The sequence below is a fragment of the Corynebacterium sp. 5QC2CO genome (assembly GCF_024580435.1).
GTDB classification, from domain to species: Bacteria; Actinomycetota; Actinomycetes; order Mycobacteriales; family Mycobacteriaceae; genus Corynebacterium; species Corynebacterium jeikeium_D.
Map to the genome: position 1 here is coordinate 118038 of NZ_JANIKI010000003.1, position 14741 is coordinate 132778.

At 60.2% G+C, this 14741-nt stretch carries 13 protein-coding genes and 1 tRNA gene; 10 read left to right on the plus strand and 4 right to left on the minus strand.

Annotated features, from left to right (window positions below; all coding sequences use genetic code 11):
• Nucleotides 1-5 precede the first annotated feature (5 nt).
• The 8 genes from mfd (at nucleotide 6) to NQ014_RS04185 (ending at nucleotide 9376) form a co-directional block, all read left to right on the plus strand.
• A complete protein-coding gene (mfd, locus tag NQ014_RS04150; protein WP_257073872.1) occupies nucleotides 6-3632 on the plus strand; it encodes a transcription-repair coupling factor in 3627 nt (1208 codons plus the stop codon).
• Nucleotides 3633-3639: 7 nt separating this feature from the next.
• Nucleotides 3640-4680 carry a MazG nucleotide pyrophosphohydrolase domain-containing protein gene (locus NQ014_RS04155; protein WP_257073874.1) on the plus strand — a complete coding sequence of 347 codons (1041 nt, stop codon included), beginning with the start codon at nucleotides 3640-3642 and terminating at the stop codon, nucleotides 4678-4680.
• Between the two features lie 71 nt (nucleotides 4681-4751).
• Entirely contained in the window at nucleotides 4752-5612 is an 861-nt protein-coding gene (locus NQ014_RS04160; protein WP_257073876.1) for a lytic transglycosylase domain-containing protein, read from the plus strand.
• Between the two features lie 85 nt (nucleotides 5613-5697).
• Nucleotides 5698-6972 (plus strand): phosphopyruvate hydratase, encoded by a 1275-nt coding sequence (gene eno, locus NQ014_RS04165; RefSeq protein ID WP_257073877.1) that lies wholly within the window; start codon nucleotides 5698-5700, stop codon nucleotides 6970-6972.
• 112 nt (nucleotides 6973-7084) lie between these two features.
• Entirely contained in the window at nucleotides 7085-7621 is a 537-nt protein-coding gene (locus tag NQ014_RS04170) for a septum formation initiator family protein (RefSeq protein WP_048733957.1), read from the plus strand.
• Nucleotides 7622-7760: 139 nt separating this feature from the next.
• A complete protein-coding gene (locus tag NQ014_RS04175) occupies nucleotides 7761-8297 on the plus strand; it encodes a DUF501 domain-containing protein (protein ID WP_049182367.1) in 537 nt (178 codons plus the stop codon).
• The gene (locus tag NQ014_RS04180; RefSeq protein WP_257073878.1) at nucleotides 8298-9287 is read left to right on the plus strand and encodes a Ppx/GppA phosphatase family protein; all 990 of its coding nucleotides are present in this window, start codon (nucleotides 8298-8300) and stop codon (nucleotides 9285-9287) included. It begins immediately after the preceding gene.
• 12 nt (nucleotides 9288-9299) lie between these two features.
• Nucleotides 9300-9376, plus strand: a tRNA-Leu gene (locus NQ014_RS04185).
• A 62-nt stretch (nucleotides 9377-9438) separates the two neighbouring features.
• Here NQ014_RS04185 and NQ014_RS04190 read toward each other — a convergent pair.
• A complete protein-coding gene (locus NQ014_RS04190) occupies nucleotides 9439-11022 on the minus strand; it encodes a succinic semialdehyde dehydrogenase (protein ID WP_257073879.1) in 1584 nt (527 codons plus the stop codon).
• 71 nt (nucleotides 11023-11093) lie between these two features.
• Nucleotides 11094-11426 carry a hypothetical protein gene (locus tag NQ014_RS04195; protein ID WP_070600926.1) on the minus strand — a complete coding sequence of 111 codons (333 nt, stop codon included), beginning with the start codon at nucleotides 11424-11426 and terminating at the stop codon, nucleotides 11094-11096.
• Nucleotides 11427-11661: 235 nt separating this feature from the next.
• On the opposite strand from NQ014_RS04195, the gene NQ014_RS04200 reads away from it, so the two are divergent.
• Together NQ014_RS04200 and NQ014_RS04205 are read left to right on the plus strand one after the other, a co-directional pair.
• Nucleotides 11662-12489 carry a Bax inhibitor-1/YccA family protein gene (locus tag NQ014_RS04200; protein ID WP_048733966.1) on the plus strand — a complete coding sequence of 276 codons (828 nt, stop codon included), beginning with the start codon at nucleotides 11662-11664 and terminating at the stop codon, nucleotides 12487-12489.
• Nucleotides 12490-12620: 131 nt separating this feature from the next.
• Nucleotides 12621-13505, plus strand: coding sequence for an alpha/beta fold hydrolase (locus NQ014_RS04205; protein WP_257073880.1), 885 nt, complete (start codon nucleotides 12621-12623; stop codon nucleotides 13503-13505).
• Nucleotides 13506-13530: 25 nt separating this feature from the next.
• Here NQ014_RS04205 and greA read toward each other — a convergent pair whose 3' ends face one another.
• Both greA and NQ014_RS04215 read right to left on the minus strand, forming a co-directional pair.
• A complete protein-coding gene (greA, locus tag NQ014_RS04210; RefSeq protein ID WP_016423193.1) occupies nucleotides 13531-14043 on the minus strand; it encodes a transcription elongation factor GreA in 513 nt (170 codons plus the stop codon).
• A gap of 174 nt (nucleotides 14044-14217) precedes the next feature.
• Complete coding sequence (locus tag NQ014_RS04215) at nucleotides 14218-14685, minus strand: DUF4307 domain-containing protein (protein ID WP_070767188.1); 468 nt, start codon at nucleotides 14683-14685, stop codon at nucleotides 14218-14220.
• Between the last annotated feature and the right edge of the window lie 56 nt (nucleotides 14686-14741).

The window sequence follows — 14741 nt, forward strand, 5'->3', positions numbered from 1 at the left end:
GGGCTATGCCAACTTCTGCGTCTTCCTCGGCGAAAGCCACACCCAGCATGCTGCCGAACCCGCTGTCGGGGCTGGAAAGCCTCGTTGTCACGGATCCTCAATTTGTCGGCGTGCTCGGGCGCATCGGCGAAGACGAGCTGGCGCTCACGGGTGCTGACGCGGTGCGTTCGCACCTTATTTACGCCATGTCTACGAAGGTTCCGGTGCTGGTCGTCACGGCTACCGGCCGTGAGGCGGAGGACCTGACTGCCGAGGTCAAGTCTATGATCGGCGACCGTGTAGCTATGTTCCCCTCGTGGGAGACGCTCCCGCATGAGAAGCTTTCGCCGGCCGTGGATACTGTGGCGCAGCGTCGTAAGGCGCTTTACGACGTTCGCCGGGGCAAAGTCGACGTTCTGATTGCGGCGGTGCGCTCGTTGGTGCAGCCGATTGTGGACGACCTCGAGGCTGAAACCGGTGCCCCCATTCACGTTCAGCTGGACCAGGACTGCGAGAACCTAGTTGAGCGGTTGGTGCATCACGGCTATTCGCATGTGGACATGGTCGGCAGGCGTGGCCAATTTGCCGTGCGTGGCGGCATCGTCGATGTTTTCCCTGCGACCGAAGAGCTGCCGGTACGTATCGAGCTCTGGGGTGACGAGGTCACCGACCTGCGCGCCTTTTCCGTCGCCGACCAGCGCACGATCTCTGAGGTAGAGGTCGACCAGCTGGATATCTTCCCGTGTCGTGCACTGCTTATCGACGACGACGTGAAGGCCGCCGCGGAGAAACTCGCCACCACGCGCTCTGGCCAGGTCCAAGAAATGCTCACCCGCATCGGCGATGGCCAGTGGGTGGAGGGCATGGAATCGCTGATCCCACTGATTAGTCAGCATCCGATGAAGATGCTCACTGAGGTCATGCCGGAGAAAACTCATGTGCTCATGTGCGGGCCGGAGCGCATTCGCTCTCGCGCACAGGACCTTATCAGTGCAGGCGAGGAGTTTATGGCCGCAGCGTGGGAAACTGCTGCGATGGGCGGCTCGGCGCCAATTGCCACCGATGGGTTGGAGCCCAGCGCGTACCGCAGCTTGGCCTCTATCCCGATGCCCACTTCGTGGCATATTTCCCCGCCCGGCATGTTGGAGGCGGGAGTCACCGAAGATGATGTGCTGCCACTGACCTTTGAGCCTGGGCCCGCGCCACGCGGCGACTTAAAGGAAATTGGTCACCTGATGAAGCAGCTGCGCGATGCCACGGTCGCGGGGGAGCGTGTGGCGTACGTGGCGGCGACGCCCGCGGGGGCGCGTCGGCAAGCGGAAAAGTTTAGGGAAGCCGGAATTGCGACGCGCATGGCGGCGGGCCCGGAATATCCCGAGTCCGGAAGAATTACCGTCTACCAGGGTGTTTTGCACGGTGGCCTGGTGTTCCCGCGGATCCCCGGTGGCGCGCTGACTCTGATTACCGAGCAGGACATCACAGGTAACCGCATCGCGGAAGGCGCGCTTGGTGGGCGCCGCAAGCCGGCGAAGCGCCGTGGTCGCGTGGATCCGCTGGCGCTGAAGGCCGGCGACTATGTCGTGCACGACACGCATGGCATCGGTCGGTTTGTGAAGCTCACTGAGCGCACCATCGGCACGGGCGAGGATCAGGCACGCCGCGAGTACGTGGTGCTCGAGTACGCACCGAGCAAGCGCGGAGGTCCCTCGGACCAGCTCTACGTGCCGATGGAGAGCCTGGATTTGCTGTCGCGCTATGTCGGCGGCGAAAAGCCCGCGCTGTCGAAGATGGGCGGCTCGGACTGGAAGTCCACCAAGCGCAAGGCCCGTGGCGCTGTCCGCGAGATTGCGGAAGAGCTGGTCAAGCTCTACGCCGAGCGCCAAGCCGCGCCGGGCCACGCGTTCGCGCCGGATACGCCATGGCAGCAGGAGATGGAGGATAACTTCCCCTTCACCGAGACTGAGGACCAGCTGCAGGCCATCGACGAAATCAAGTCCGACATGGAAAAGCCGGTGCCGATGGATCGCGTGCTCATCGGCGATGTCGGCTACGGCAAGACCGAGGTGGCACTGCGTGCTGCCTTTAAGGCAGTTCAAGATGGCCGTCAGGTGGCAGTGTTGGTGCCGACCACGCTTCTGGCACAGCAGCACTTGACCACTTTCACCCAGCGTATGGAGGGCTTCCCAGTCACCATCCGCGGACTGTCCCGCTTCACTTCGCCGAAGGACTCCAAGGGGGTCCTCGAAGGGCTGAAGAACGGGACGGTCGACATTGTTATCGGCACGCACCGTCTCCTGCAGACCGGCGTGCAGTGGAAAGAGCTCGGCCTGGTCATCGTTGACGAGGAGCAGCGTTTCGGTGTCGAACATAAGGAACACATTAAGGCGCTACGGCACCACGTCGACGTGCTCACCATGTCCGCAACGCCAATTCCGCGAACGCTCGAAATGTCAATTGCCGGCATCCGCGAGATGAGTCAGATTCTCACCCCGCCGCAGGACCGCCACCCGGTGCTGACATACGTCGGCGCGCAGTCCGACAAGCAGGTCGCCGCTGCTATCAGGCGAGAGCTGCTTCGCGACGGCCAGGTGTTCTACCTGCATAATAAGGTGGAAACCATTGACAAGGTCGCGCAGAATATCCGCAATTTGGTGCCAGAGGCCCGCGTGGTAGTGGCCCACGGTCAGATGGGGGAGGAGCAGCTGGAGCGAACAGTCGATGGCTTCTGGCAGCGCGAGTACGACGTGCTGGTGTGTACCACCATCGTGGAAACCGGCCTGGATATTGCCAACGCCAATACGTTGATTGTGGAAAACGCCCACCATATGGGTCTTTCCCAGCTGCACCAGCTGCGTGGTCGCGTGGGCCGTTCCCGTGAGCGCGCCTATGCCTACTTCCTCTACCCGGAAAATCAGACGCTGACGGAGACTTCCTACGACCGTCTGTCCACGATCGCGCAGAACAATGACTTGGGTGCCGGCATGGCTGTGGCCATGAAGGACCTGGAAATGCGTGGCGCCGGAAATATCCTCGGTGCGGAGCAGTCCGGTCACATTGCCGGCGTCGGCTTCGACATGTACGTCCGACTGGTTGGCGAGGCCGTGGCCGCACTGAAGGCAGTGGCCGATGGTGAAACTCCGGATGCTTCCGATAACGAACCGAAGGAGGTTCGGATCGATTTGCCGGTCGATGCGAATATTCCGGCCGAATATGTGTCGTCGGAACGTCTGCGTCTAGAGGCGTACCGCAAATTTGCTGCTGCCAGTGCGCTGGACGATATCGACGTAGTGCTCGAAGAGCTCGTTGACCGTTACGGAACCCCACCCATTGAGGTGGAGAGACTGGCGGTTATTTCACGACTTCGAATTATTTGCCGGGAATTCGGCGTGCATGAAGTTCAAGCCATGGGTGCGCACATTAGAATAACCCCTATGGAGCTTGCTGACTCCAAGCAGGTGCGTCTCAAGCGCCTGTATCCACAGGCGACCTATCGTGCGGCAACGCGCACGGTTTCCGTCGGAATGCCGAAGGAAGGGCGAGGGTTGCGGGCAAAACCTGTCCGCGATATTGCATTGGTGCAGTGGGTAGCAGACTTCTTGACATCGATGGCGGGAATTCCACGTATGGATATCTCGCACATGGGAAAGGACTAGAAACCGTATGACTATCATCAAGCTCGATAGCCGCTTTCCAACAGCGATTCCGCTGGAAGCCGCTAGCCTGCTGACCGGTGAAGTCAGCTACACCGAAGAAGTCCCGATCCGTGTGCGCTGGGCAATCGCCGACGCCGGTGGGCACTCGGTGTCCCAGGCGGAGATTCTGGTCACCACCGATATGGAAAACGACGAGGTACTCGATCGCCTCGATGCGGGCGAGAAGGTCTACTCGGTCGAGCTGGATGATGCGCCGGACCCAGCAGCTCCGGCAGCTCAGGTTGCGGCGGCTCCCCAGCAGGACTCGGTGAAAGAACCTGAGCCAGAACCGGTTGCAGAGCCAGGGGCAGAGCCTGTTGCAGAACCGCTGACTCCGCAGGAACAGCTTGCCGCAGCTCGTCTGCCCCACGTCGTCGAGGCCGTGGACATCATGGCGGCAGCACGGCGCACGGGGCAGTGGGAAGCTCGCCAGACGCACAAGAGCCTGCTGCCGTATCTCATTGAAGAGACCTACGAGTTTGTCGACGCAGTCAACGAGGGCGGTGACATTCCTAGCGAGCTGTCGGATCTGCTGCTGCAGGTTCTCTTCCACGCCGAAATCGCCGAGGACTTCGACTTCGATGATGTGGCGACCGACTTCATTTTGAAGATGCGTGCTCGCCAGCCGTATCTTTTCGACGGCAGTGTGACCGAGGGAGAGATGGTGTCGGAGGAAGAACAGGAGCGACTGTGGGCTTACGGCCGCGGACGTCCGCGCTCGAACCCGGCCACACAGCTGCCAGCTCTGACTTTGGCTGAGGAAGCCATCCGCCGCGCACGTGCGCTGGGACTGTCCGATGCAGACATTCCAGTGGAGATTCTGGTCCCGACCCCGGGGCTGGAGACTGAGTCCGGTGCTGAAGAGCGGACCCGACAGGCTTCACGCGCATTCCTGGCTGTGCTGGCTCAGATGGAGAATCAGCAGGCCGGCAGTGCTGAGCAGTGGGCAGCGGGCAGCGAAGATAACGAAGAGGCTGAGGACCTCGGCCCGTCGGAAAGCGACAGCTAGTTTCCAGCAAAAGTGATTTCTGTCCTCGAGTTTGAGTGATTTTTACGGTTTACCCCGTAGAGTAATTCCCCATGCCTTCTAATTCTCCCTTTGATGAATACGCGCACCCCGCACCCCGCGGGGCGAAGTCGCGTGGCCGCAGTAAGGGGAAAAAGAAGTCCTCGCGAGGATGTGGCTGCCTCGGTCTAACCTCCCTGGCGGTGCTGATTATCATTGGCACGGTTGGGGCGTTGGCGATGTTCACTGGACCCGTTATCCCGTCGTTGACCAAGAAGCCGATTCCGGACAGTGTGCCGCCTGCCGCGGCTGAGCCACCGCCGATGATTGATGTCAACGCGCCCGGGCGCACCTCGGAACAGCTTCGACAGTGGGCACAGCAGATCTCTCCGAAGACTGGTATTTCTGAGGACGCTCTCCGCGCCTACGGCAACGCATATGTGATTGCAGCCGAACAGTTCCCGAACTGCCACCTGGAGTGGAACACGCTTGCGGGACTGGGCAAGGTGGAGACTAATCACGGCACGTACTCGGGCAATTGGCTCAAGCCGGCGCATATCGGCGCCGATGGGGTAGTGAGTCCGACGATTATCGGTCCGCCGCTGGACGGTACGAGCGGGTTTGCTGAGGTTCTTGATACTGACAACGGCGAACTCGACGGTGACACAGAGTATGACCGCGCTGTGGGGCCGATGCAGTTTATTCCTGAGACCTGGCATCGCTTTGCGATGGATGCCTCTGGTGATGGTGTCGCCGACCCCAACAACATCGACGACGCAACTGCGACCACGGCACGGATGCTCTGCAGTGGGGAACGCGACCTCGCCACCCCGGAAGGGTGGGCATCTGCAATTCGCTCGTATAACCAGTCTGAGCAGTATCTTCGCGATGTTCGGGACGCTGCGGCGAACTATGCGCTGAATCAGCCCGCATAGGGTGAAAAGGATTTAAGGCGAAGGTTGGCAAACCGTGCCACAATTGGAGTCATGTGCCGGAACGGTTCCGGCGGAAAGGTGACCTATGGCTGCAATCATCGAGTTGAACGCACGCGAAATTCTGGACTCCCGTGGTAACCCGACCGTTGAGGTTGAGGTGCTGTTGGAAGACGGCGCTGTGGGCCGCGCTGCGGTTCCGTCCGGTGCCTCCACCGGCGTTCATGAGGCACACGAGCTCCGCGATGGCGGAGACCGTTACCTGGGCAAGGGTGTCGAGAAGGCTGTCCGCGCTGTGCTCGAGGAGATTGAGGACGCAATTATTGGCCTCGAGGCTGAGGACCAGCGTCTGGTTGACAAGACCATGATTGAGCTGGACGGCACCGACAACAAGTCCCGCCTGGGTGCTAACGCCATTCTCGGTGTGTCCATGGCTGTTGCCAAGGCTGCTGCTGAGTCCGCTGGCCTGGATTTGTTCCGCTACGTCGGCGGCCCGAACGGTCACGTTCTGCCGGTTCCGATGATGAACATCCTCAACGGTGGCGCACACGCTGACTCCGGCGTTGACGTCCAGGAGTTCATGATTGCTCCGATTGGCGCCCCGACCTTCAAGGAAGCACTGCGCGTCGGCGCTGAGGTCTACCACGCACTCAAGAAGGTCATTAAGGACAAGGGTCTGTCCACTGGCCTCGGCGATGAGGGCGGCTTCGCTCCGTCGGTTGAGTCCACTAAGGCTGCTCTTGACCTGATTGTTGAGGCAATTGAGGCTGCAGGCTACAAGCTGGGCGACGATGTCGCTCTGGCTCTCGACGTTGCTTCTTCCGAGTTCTTCAAGGACGGCAAGTACCACTTCGAGGGCGGCGAGCACACCGCTGAGGAGATGGCAGCTGTCTACGCTGACCTGGTTGAGAACTACGCCATCGTCTCCATCGAGGATCCGCTGCAGGAAGATGACTGGGAGGGCTACACCACCCTGACCGCTCAGCTTGGTGACAAGGTCCAGATCGTCGGCGACGACTTCTTCGTCACCAACCCGAAGCGTCTGGCAGAGGGCATTGAGAAGAAGGCCGCTAATGCTCTGCTGGTCAAGGTCAACCAGATTGGTACCCTGTCCGAGACCTTCGAGGCCGTCGCAATGGCTCACAACGCCGGCTACAAGTCCATGATGTCCCACCGCTCCGGTGAGACTGAGGACACCACCATCGCTGACCTGGCCGTCGGCCTGAACTGTGGCCAGATCAAGACCGGTGCTCCGGCTCGCTCCGAGCGCGTTGCTAAGTACAACCAGCTGCTGCGCATCGAGGAGTATCTGGGTGACGCTGCTGTCTACGCTGGCCGCAGCGCTTTCCCGCGTTTTAAGTAAAGAGTTGACGCGCTGCGAAAGCTGCGTCTAGCACTGCCCGTCCGCACCACGCACGTGGTTGTGGGCGGGTTTTTGTTATTTCATCGGCTGGCGGTCGGGTAGAGTGTGGAGCATGAGTGCATCGGACCGATCTCGCCGCGGAACACAGTCGCGCCCTGCAGGGGCGGGGCAGCGTTCGGCAGCGGCAATCGCATCGGGAATGCGCTCGCTGAGCACAGCACAGAAGATCGGCATTGGTCTGCTGGTGCTTTTCTTAGTATCTGTTCTCGCAATTCCGCTGCGGACTTTTGCACAACAGCAGGCGGATGTCGCCGCAACGCAGGACAATATTGCTCGCATGGAACAGCGAATTAAGCAGTTAGAGGATGAAAAGGAGCTGTACTCCAACCCTGCCTATGTTAAGGAGCAGGCACGTCTGCGCCTGGGGCTGGTAGAGCCGGGGGAGACCCCATTCCGTATCCTCGATCCGGCCGTGGGCGAACAGCCTGTGACGCAGCCGGAGGAAATTCCGCAGCACCAGGCCAAGAAGTGGTACGAGACGCTGTGGGATTCCATTTCCATCCCGCCCGAACCCGAAGAGACTCGCCCTAATCCGGGGCGCGACCAGGCAACGAGGCCAGAGAGCTTGCCGACGGTACCGGAGTCCTAAACCTCCGTAGGGCTACCTGGGGCCTCTCGGTGAGGTTGCATGCGCGGCGGAGTGTGCCGTCGTAAAGCGAAGCAACGCGCTTGTAAGGCGACTGTGAGATTATGTGTCAGTAAAAACGGAAGCAAAAGGAGTGTGACCGATGTCTGTGGATACCGCAGATTTGGAAGTGATAGCGGAACAGCTCGGACGTGAACCGCGGGGGGTAGTGGACATCTCTTACCGCAGCCCCGACGGCACTCCTGGTGTGGTCAAGACGAAGCCGCGCTTGGACGATGGCACTCCGTTTCCCACGCTCTTTTACCTAACTGATCCGCGACTCACCGCGGAGGCCTCCCGGTTGGAGACGACTGGCGTGATGAAGGAAATGACCGCGCGTCTGGAAAGCGACGAAGAGCTCGCCGCCGATTACCAGCGCGCGCACGAGGCGTTTCTGGCAGAGCGCAATGAGATGGAAGACCTAGGCACGGACTTCTCCGGTGGCGGAATGCCGACGCGCGTGAAGTGCCTCCACGTTCTTATTGCCTACGCGCTGGCCAAGGGGCCGGATCACTTCCGACTGGGTACTGAGTCGGTGGCGCTGGCGGCGGAGAACGAGAAACTGCGCGGCACCGCGATTCCCGCAGATTGGCCCACGATTGCCGAGCTCGGTATTGCGTATCCGGGGGTGGAGGGATAAATGACGACGCTCGCTGCCGTCGACTGCGGCACTAATTCGCTTCGCCTGCTTATCAGCCGGGTCGAGGTTGTCGATGGAGTTCTCGAAATCACAGAACTGCACCGACTGATGGAAATCGTCCGCCTTGGCCAGGGCGTGGATGCCACTGGCATGCTGGCTCCAGAGGCGCTGGAGCGCGTGCGGGAGGCTCTGACGAAGTATGCGGAGCTTATGCAGGTCGAAAAAGTGCAAGCAGTCCGAATGGTGGCGACATCGGCGACACGCGACGCAAGCAACCGCGACGATTTCTTCGCCATGACCCGCGAGATTCTCGCTCCGTGGGGTGCAGAGGCCGAGGTCATTTCCGGCGACGAGGAAGCCGCGCTGTCCTTCCGCGGGGCGGTAGATGACTTGGAGCCCGAGCTCGGTCCGTATTGCGTCATTGACGTCGGCGGTGGCTCCACCGAGGTTATTGTCGGTGACCACGATGGTACGGTAGCCGGTTCTGATTCCGTGGCTATGGGCAGTGTGCGCTTGACCGAACGGTTCCTGCAGGCCTCGCCACCGACGGCGGAACAGGTCCAGGAGGCGCGTTCGTATGTTGCGGAGCTGGCCGACGAGATTGTCGCGAAGGTGCCTGTCGACAAGGCTCGCACCATCGTCGGCTGCGCCGGGACCTTCACCACGCTGTCGGCGCTGGCACAGGGGCTAGAAACCTACGACCCGGAGGCAATCCACCTGTCGCAGCTGCGCTTTGCGGCGTTGCGTGCGCTGACAGCATCCGTCGTCGAGACCGATGTGGAATCGCTCGCTGCCAATCCGGTCATGCACCCGAAGCGCGCGGATGTCTTCGCCGGCGGTTCCATCATTGTTGACGGTCTGATGGACATGTTTGAGGCGCTGCCGCTTTCCGAGGCAGCGCAGGAAGAGCAGCGCTTTTTCTACATCAGCGAGAAGGATATCCTCGATGGAATTGTGGCGAGTTTGGTAGACACCCATATCGCCCATTAATCTTTCTTAAGGGCCCCTATAGCCCAATTGGCAGAGGCAGAGGACTTAAAATCCTTTCAGTGTGGGTTCGAGTCCCACTGGGGGCACCAAAAGGCCAGGTCAGAGAGTTTTCTGACCTGGCCTTTTGCTATCTGTGCGCGCTGCACACGTATTACGGCAGGACGTTGAACTTCTTGCCGAGGACAAGTGCCGTGTTGAACACCTTCGAGTACAGCTCACGCGGCATCTGTGGCATCGACACCGGGGAAAGGCGCTGCACGGTCACTGTCTGCTCATCGGTGTACTTCAGCAGGCCGCCCGCTGCTTGACGACGGCCCACACCCGAATCCTTGAAACCGCCCATCGGGGCATCGACAGACGCGAAGGCCGCAGCAAAACCATCGTTGACATTGACGGTACCGGCCTCAAGCTGTGGAGCCAGCTCCTTTGCGCGACGCGGGGAGGTCCACAGCGAAGCGTTGAGGCCATAACGGGAATCGTTGGACTTGGCGATAGCCTCGTGAACATCCGAGACGCGCTGGAGGACTACCACCGGGCCGAATACCTCTTCGGTCAGCAGGGCGACGCCCTCCGGGACGTCGGTAAGCACGGTCGGCTCGTAGAACAGCGGTCCCAGATCCGGGCGAGGACGACCACCGGCCAGCACGGTGGCGCCGGCCTCGATGGCCTCGTCGACCATGGACTTGACGATGTCGAACTGGCCCTGCGACTGCAGGCAGCCCATCTCGGTTTCCCACTCGTAGCCAGCGCCGATGGACATTGCCTTCACGCGGTCGGTGAATGCCGGGACGAACTCGTCCCAGACGGAGTCCACGACATAGATTCGCTCAATGGATACACACAGGTGACCGGAGTTGGTGAAGCAGCCGATGCGCGCGCCCTCGACCGCGCGGTTGATGTTGGCATCTTCAGCGACAATCAGCGGGTTCTTGCCGCCGAGCTCCGCGGAGAAGCTAATCAGGCGCTCGCCGCACTGCTGCGCCAGCGAGCGGCCGGTCTCGGAAGAGCCGGTGAACATCAGGAAGTCACACTGACCGACAATGCCCTGGCCGACAACGCGACCGGGACCTGGAATGACCTGGAAGAGATCCTCCGGAAGGCCAGCGCGGTAGAGCAAATCGACAGCGAAGAGAGCGGTAAACGGAGTGGAGCTGTCCGGCTTGAGCACGATGGCGTTACCGGCCATCAGTGCGGCCAGCGCGTCGGAAACCGCGAGGGTCAGTGGGTAATTCCACGGAGCAATAACACCGACGACGCCCTTTGGATGGTGGTAGACGGTGGTCTTGGAAAGTACCGGGACCGCGCCGTGTGCTCGCTTCGGCTCAAGCAGTTTCGGGCCCTGATTGCCGTAATAGCGGGCGGTGATAGCGGTGTGAACGAGCTCCTCGTGGGCACTGGCGCGGTTTTTACCGGTCTCGGCCTGCAGCAGGTCCAGCACCTGGTCGCAGTGGGTAAAGAGCAGGTCGTGGAAGTGGTGCAGCACTTCGCCGCGCTTTTCCGGTGCCATGCGGGCCCACTTCTTCTGCGCCGCACGGGCACGCTTGAAGGCCTCGTCGACATCGGCCTGGGTACCGACAGGAATCTGCGCCAGCTCCTGGCCGGTAAACGGTGCCGAGATAGTGGCGGTCTTCGACTTATCAGCTACCGTGACGCGCTGAAGAAGGCGGGCAACGAGCTCGTCGTTAAGCGGATTGCGGATGGTAGTTCGGTTTGTCGTAGCAGTAGATGCTGTCATGGCACAGATACTACTGTTGAGCGACGCTCCGAGATAGTAATTTTGGCAAAACTACTAGAATTTAGAAAACTTTAGTAAGTAGTCCAGCCCATCCGACGGTTGCGGTCCGGTTCGCGCGGGCCATCGTTGCCGAACTCGAACGGTTCGTGGCCGTCGACATCGCCGTAGCGCATCTCTGGGTCATCATCCAGATCGTCGTCGACGTCGATGTCCGGCTTTTCCTCTGCCAACCGCTTGCCGAGAGTGTCATGCGGAGAAGCGCCCCGCCAGCGGTCCGGTGGATCCATCACATAATTCTCGCCGTCACCGGTGAGGAAGTCGCCATCGAGTCCCTCTGAGCCATCGAGCGTGGTCTCGTCGAAATCACCAGTGGTATCCGGATCGTAGTCAAGGCCATCAGACATCTTGACCAACCTCCTGTTTCGTAATCACTCAAGTGGTGCCCACGCCTGGCGACTGTGAGTGTTTCCGCGATTACAAAATCACCGCCAGCAGGCGAGGAATTACCTTGATACTAACTGTTTTTCAGGGTTTGGAACAATACCTTTACGTCGCCCGTTGTAGAAAGTGTAGGCAAACGTACGCGCGTGTGCCTGAATACAAAACGTAAGAAAAACTGAGAAAAGAAAGAAGGACGACGTGCGCGAAAGCAGCAATCCTGCATTCAGTTCACTTACTAAGACCGTCGCCCGCGGACAGGCGGGCGCACATCACTACGGCCAAGGTCAGATGGGCGCTGGCTACGGGGATAACCCGTACCAGTCGCAGGTTGCCGCCGACTACCGTCCGATGACGGTCGACGATGTCGTTTCCAAGACCGGCATCACGCTGGCAACCATCATCGTTCTGGCTGCAGTCAACTTCTTCATTGCCGTCAGTGTCTCCACCAGCCTGGCCATGATTCTGACCATTGTCGGCGCCATCGGTGGTCTGATTACTGTTTTGGTTTCCACCTTCGGCAAGAAGTACGGCTCCGCGCCGGTTACCCTCACTTACGCGGCCTTCGAGGGCCTCTTCGTCGGTGGCATCAGCTTCATGTTCACCGCTCCAATTCAGGGCGTTGCCGCTGGTGCGCTGATTATGCAGGCCGTGCTGGCCACCCTGGGTGTCTTCATCGGTATGCTCTTCGTCTACAAGTCGGGCGCTATCCGCGTGACCCCGAAGTTCACTCGTTTTATGAGTGCGGCTCTGATCGGTGTCCTGGTCCTCATGCTGGGCAACCTGGTGCTCTCCCTGTTCGGCCTGGGCTTCCCGCTGCGTGACGGCGGCATGCTGTCGATCATCTTCTCGCTGGTCTGCATCGGCCTGGCAGCCTTCAGCTTCCTGATTGACTTCGATCAGGCTGATCGCCTGGTTCGCGCTGGCGCTCCGGCTCAGTACGCCTGGGGTGTCGCCCTCGGCCTGGCTGTGACCCTGGTCTGGCTCTACACCGAGATTCTGCGTCTGCTGTCCTATTTCAGGGACTAGGCGCTAGAAAAACTAACTAACGCACAAGCGCCGGTCAGCCCGTCATTGGGCTGCCGGCGCTTTGCTCTTATCTGAAGCACTGATTTCTCGATTCGCATTAAACCCGGCATGCGGTGACATATCTTTGAACCATGCCTGATACAAAGCATCGCATCGAGCCTGCAAGCATCACCTGTTCCGACGGGGTCACCCTGGCGGGGCAGTGGGTACTGCCGTTTACCGACGAATCCTCGGTCACCAAAGCCATAGCTCTTCATCCGGCAACCGGTGTGGATATGAATCTCTACCGCAAGTTTGCCATCTATCTCGCGGAACACGGTTGGCCAGCCCTCATCTACGACTTCCGCGGAACGGGTGAGTCGGCGGCCACCAACGCCAAGCGCGATCGCACGATCCGTATGAGCGACTGGATTCTCTACGATGTGCCGGCGGCGACTGCTGCGCTGAAGGAGAGGTTTCCGAACGCCAAACATGTCGCGATCGGTCACTCTGTTGGTGCTCATGGCATGCTGGCCACGCAAGCGGAGGAGCCCGTCGATGCCATGGCCATGATTGCCAGCCACGCGGGCATCACCCGGACAGTCAAGACGGCAGCTGAGCGCGCGAAGGTCTGGACAATCTTCAATATCGTCACCCCGGTTTGTTCGCGACTCATGGGCTACGTGCCTATCGATTCGTTGGGGATAGGCAAGATAATTCCGCTTGGTGTGATGACTCAGTGGAGCAAGTGGTCCAGGAAGAAGCAGTACTTCTTCGATGATCCGGAGTTCAATCTCGCCGAGCGTTTCGGTAAGGCCACCGGTCCGCTGCTGTCGGTCGTATTCACCGACGATCTCTGGGCCAACCGGCGAGCAGTCGACGTATTGACCGATCGGGCTGTTCAGTATGACGTCGTAAAGCGCGATATTGAAGCGGGAGAGGGCACAAAAAATGGACCGATAGGCCATATGGGCTTTTATCGGTCCAAGAATCGGGCACTGTGGCCCGAAGTTGCCGCCTGGGTTGAGGCGGTCTAACGCCGGAGGTAAGTAACCTCAGCGCTTAGGCATCCATCTCCGGGTTGTACGGCTCGGCCTTGACTACGGTGACGGACACTTCGTCGCCGCTCGGGGAAGCGTAAGTGCGGGTCTCGCCCTCCTTAGCGCCGACCAGAGCCTTACCCAGCGGGGAATCGGTGGAGTAGGTCTCCAGGTTCGGGTTGGAAGAGTCAGCGCCACGGGTACCGATGAGGAAGGTCTCGGTGTCGTCCTCGTCGCCGTCGTAGTAGACGTGGACCACGGTGCCGACCAGAGCCACACCGGACTCCTGCGGAATCTCGCCAACAGTGGCGCGCTGGAGCAGATCTTCGAGGTAGCGGATGCGTGCCTCTTCCTGTCCCTGCTGCTCGCGGGCGGCATCGTAGCCGGCGTTTTCCTTCAAATCGCCCTCTTCGCGGCGCTCGTTAATCTCGGCGGCGATGACCGGGCGGTTTTCATATAGCGCCTCAAGCTCGGCCTTGAGCTTGTCGTAGGACTCCTGGGTGAGCCATGGGCTATTGTTCTTTGCCTCAGTCATGGTTCCTCCTGTGTTTTTGGCTATTTAATACAAAAGCGGCCCCGCGTGGGGCCGTCGGCTGCGTCACAGGATAGCACTGTCACGCCACATGGCAATAACAGGCGCGTCGGAGTGTTGTCGCGAACGCTTTACGACGTGCCGTGGAAGCGCATAATCCTCGGTTGCGAAAGGAGGTTACTTAGCAGGTGCGAGGAACTCTGGAATGTCGGTGGAGCAGCCGTAGACATCGCCTGCGACGGCCAACTCGCGGGTGGCAATGGGGACGTCCATACGCACCGTAGCGGGGCCGCCGCCCGGGATGAATACGTCGCGACGACCGACCTCTGCCACGTCATAGTTCAGCGCGTAGATGATGCAGTAGCTATCCAGCTCCGGCTTTTCGCGGGTGACGTCCAGCGTGAAGATGAACTGCTCATCTTCCTTACCTGGAGTGCGGCTCCAGCCCGCTTGCGTTGCAGAGACATCCGGGGCGGAGACGCGGTTCATCTGAACGAAGATGTATGCGCCGGCGATGACGAGCATGCCAACAATAGCGATAACAACCAATTTCGCGGGGAGAGTGCGATTATTATCCCCATAGCGCTCGCGCTCTCGCTTCGGCGCCGCGGTATTTCGGGTGTTTCGCTCCGAACTTTCAGCCATGCTTTTTAGCCTATCGGAGTTCTTGGCCGACGTGGTAAAATGTTGACAGTTAAACA

Excerpts from the sequence above, each read along its gene's own strand:
- NQ014_RS04180 (WP_257073878.1), top strand. The coding sequence starts at position 8,298 with ATGACGACGCTCGCTGCCGTCGACTGCGGCACTAATTCGCTTCGCCTG.
- NQ014_RS04215 (WP_070767188.1), bottom strand. The coding sequence starts at position 14,685 with ATGGCTGAAAGTTCGGAGCGAAACACCCGAAATACCGCGGCGCCGAAG.
- NQ014_RS04190 (WP_257073879.1), bottom strand. The coding sequence starts at position 11,022 with ATGACAGCATCTACTGCTACGACAAACCGAACTACCATCCGCAATCCG.
- NQ014_RS04195 (WP_070600926.1), bottom strand. The coding sequence starts at position 11,426 with ATGTCTGATGGCCTTGACTACGATCCGGATACCACTGGTGATTTCGAC.
- NQ014_RS04160 (WP_257073876.1), top strand. The coding sequence starts at position 4,752 with ATGCCTTCTAATTCTCCCTTTGATGAATACGCGCACCCCGCACCCCGC.
- NQ014_RS04205 (WP_257073880.1), top strand. The coding sequence starts at position 12,621 with ATGCCTGATACAAAGCATCGCATCGAGCCTGCAAGCATCACCTGTTCC.
- mfd (WP_257073872.1), top strand. The coding sequence starts at position 6 with ATGCCAACTTCTGCGTCTTCCTCGGCGAAAGCCACACCCAGCATGCTG.
- eno (WP_257073877.1), top strand. The coding sequence starts at position 5,698 with ATGGCTGCAATCATCGAGTTGAACGCACGCGAAATTCTGGACTCCCGT.
- NQ014_RS04175 (WP_049182367.1), top strand. The coding sequence starts at position 7,761 with ATGTCTGTGGATACCGCAGATTTGGAAGTGATAGCGGAACAGCTCGGA.
- NQ014_RS04155 (WP_257073874.1), top strand. The coding sequence starts at position 3,640 with ATGACTATCATCAAGCTCGATAGCCGCTTTCCAACAGCGATTCCGCTG.
- greA (WP_016423193.1), bottom strand. The coding sequence starts at position 14,043 with ATGACTGAGGCAAAGAACAATAGCCCATGGCTCACCCAGGAGTCCTAC.
- NQ014_RS04170 (WP_048733957.1), top strand. The coding sequence starts at position 7,085 with ATGAGTGCATCGGACCGATCTCGCCGCGGAACACAGTCGCGCCCTGCA.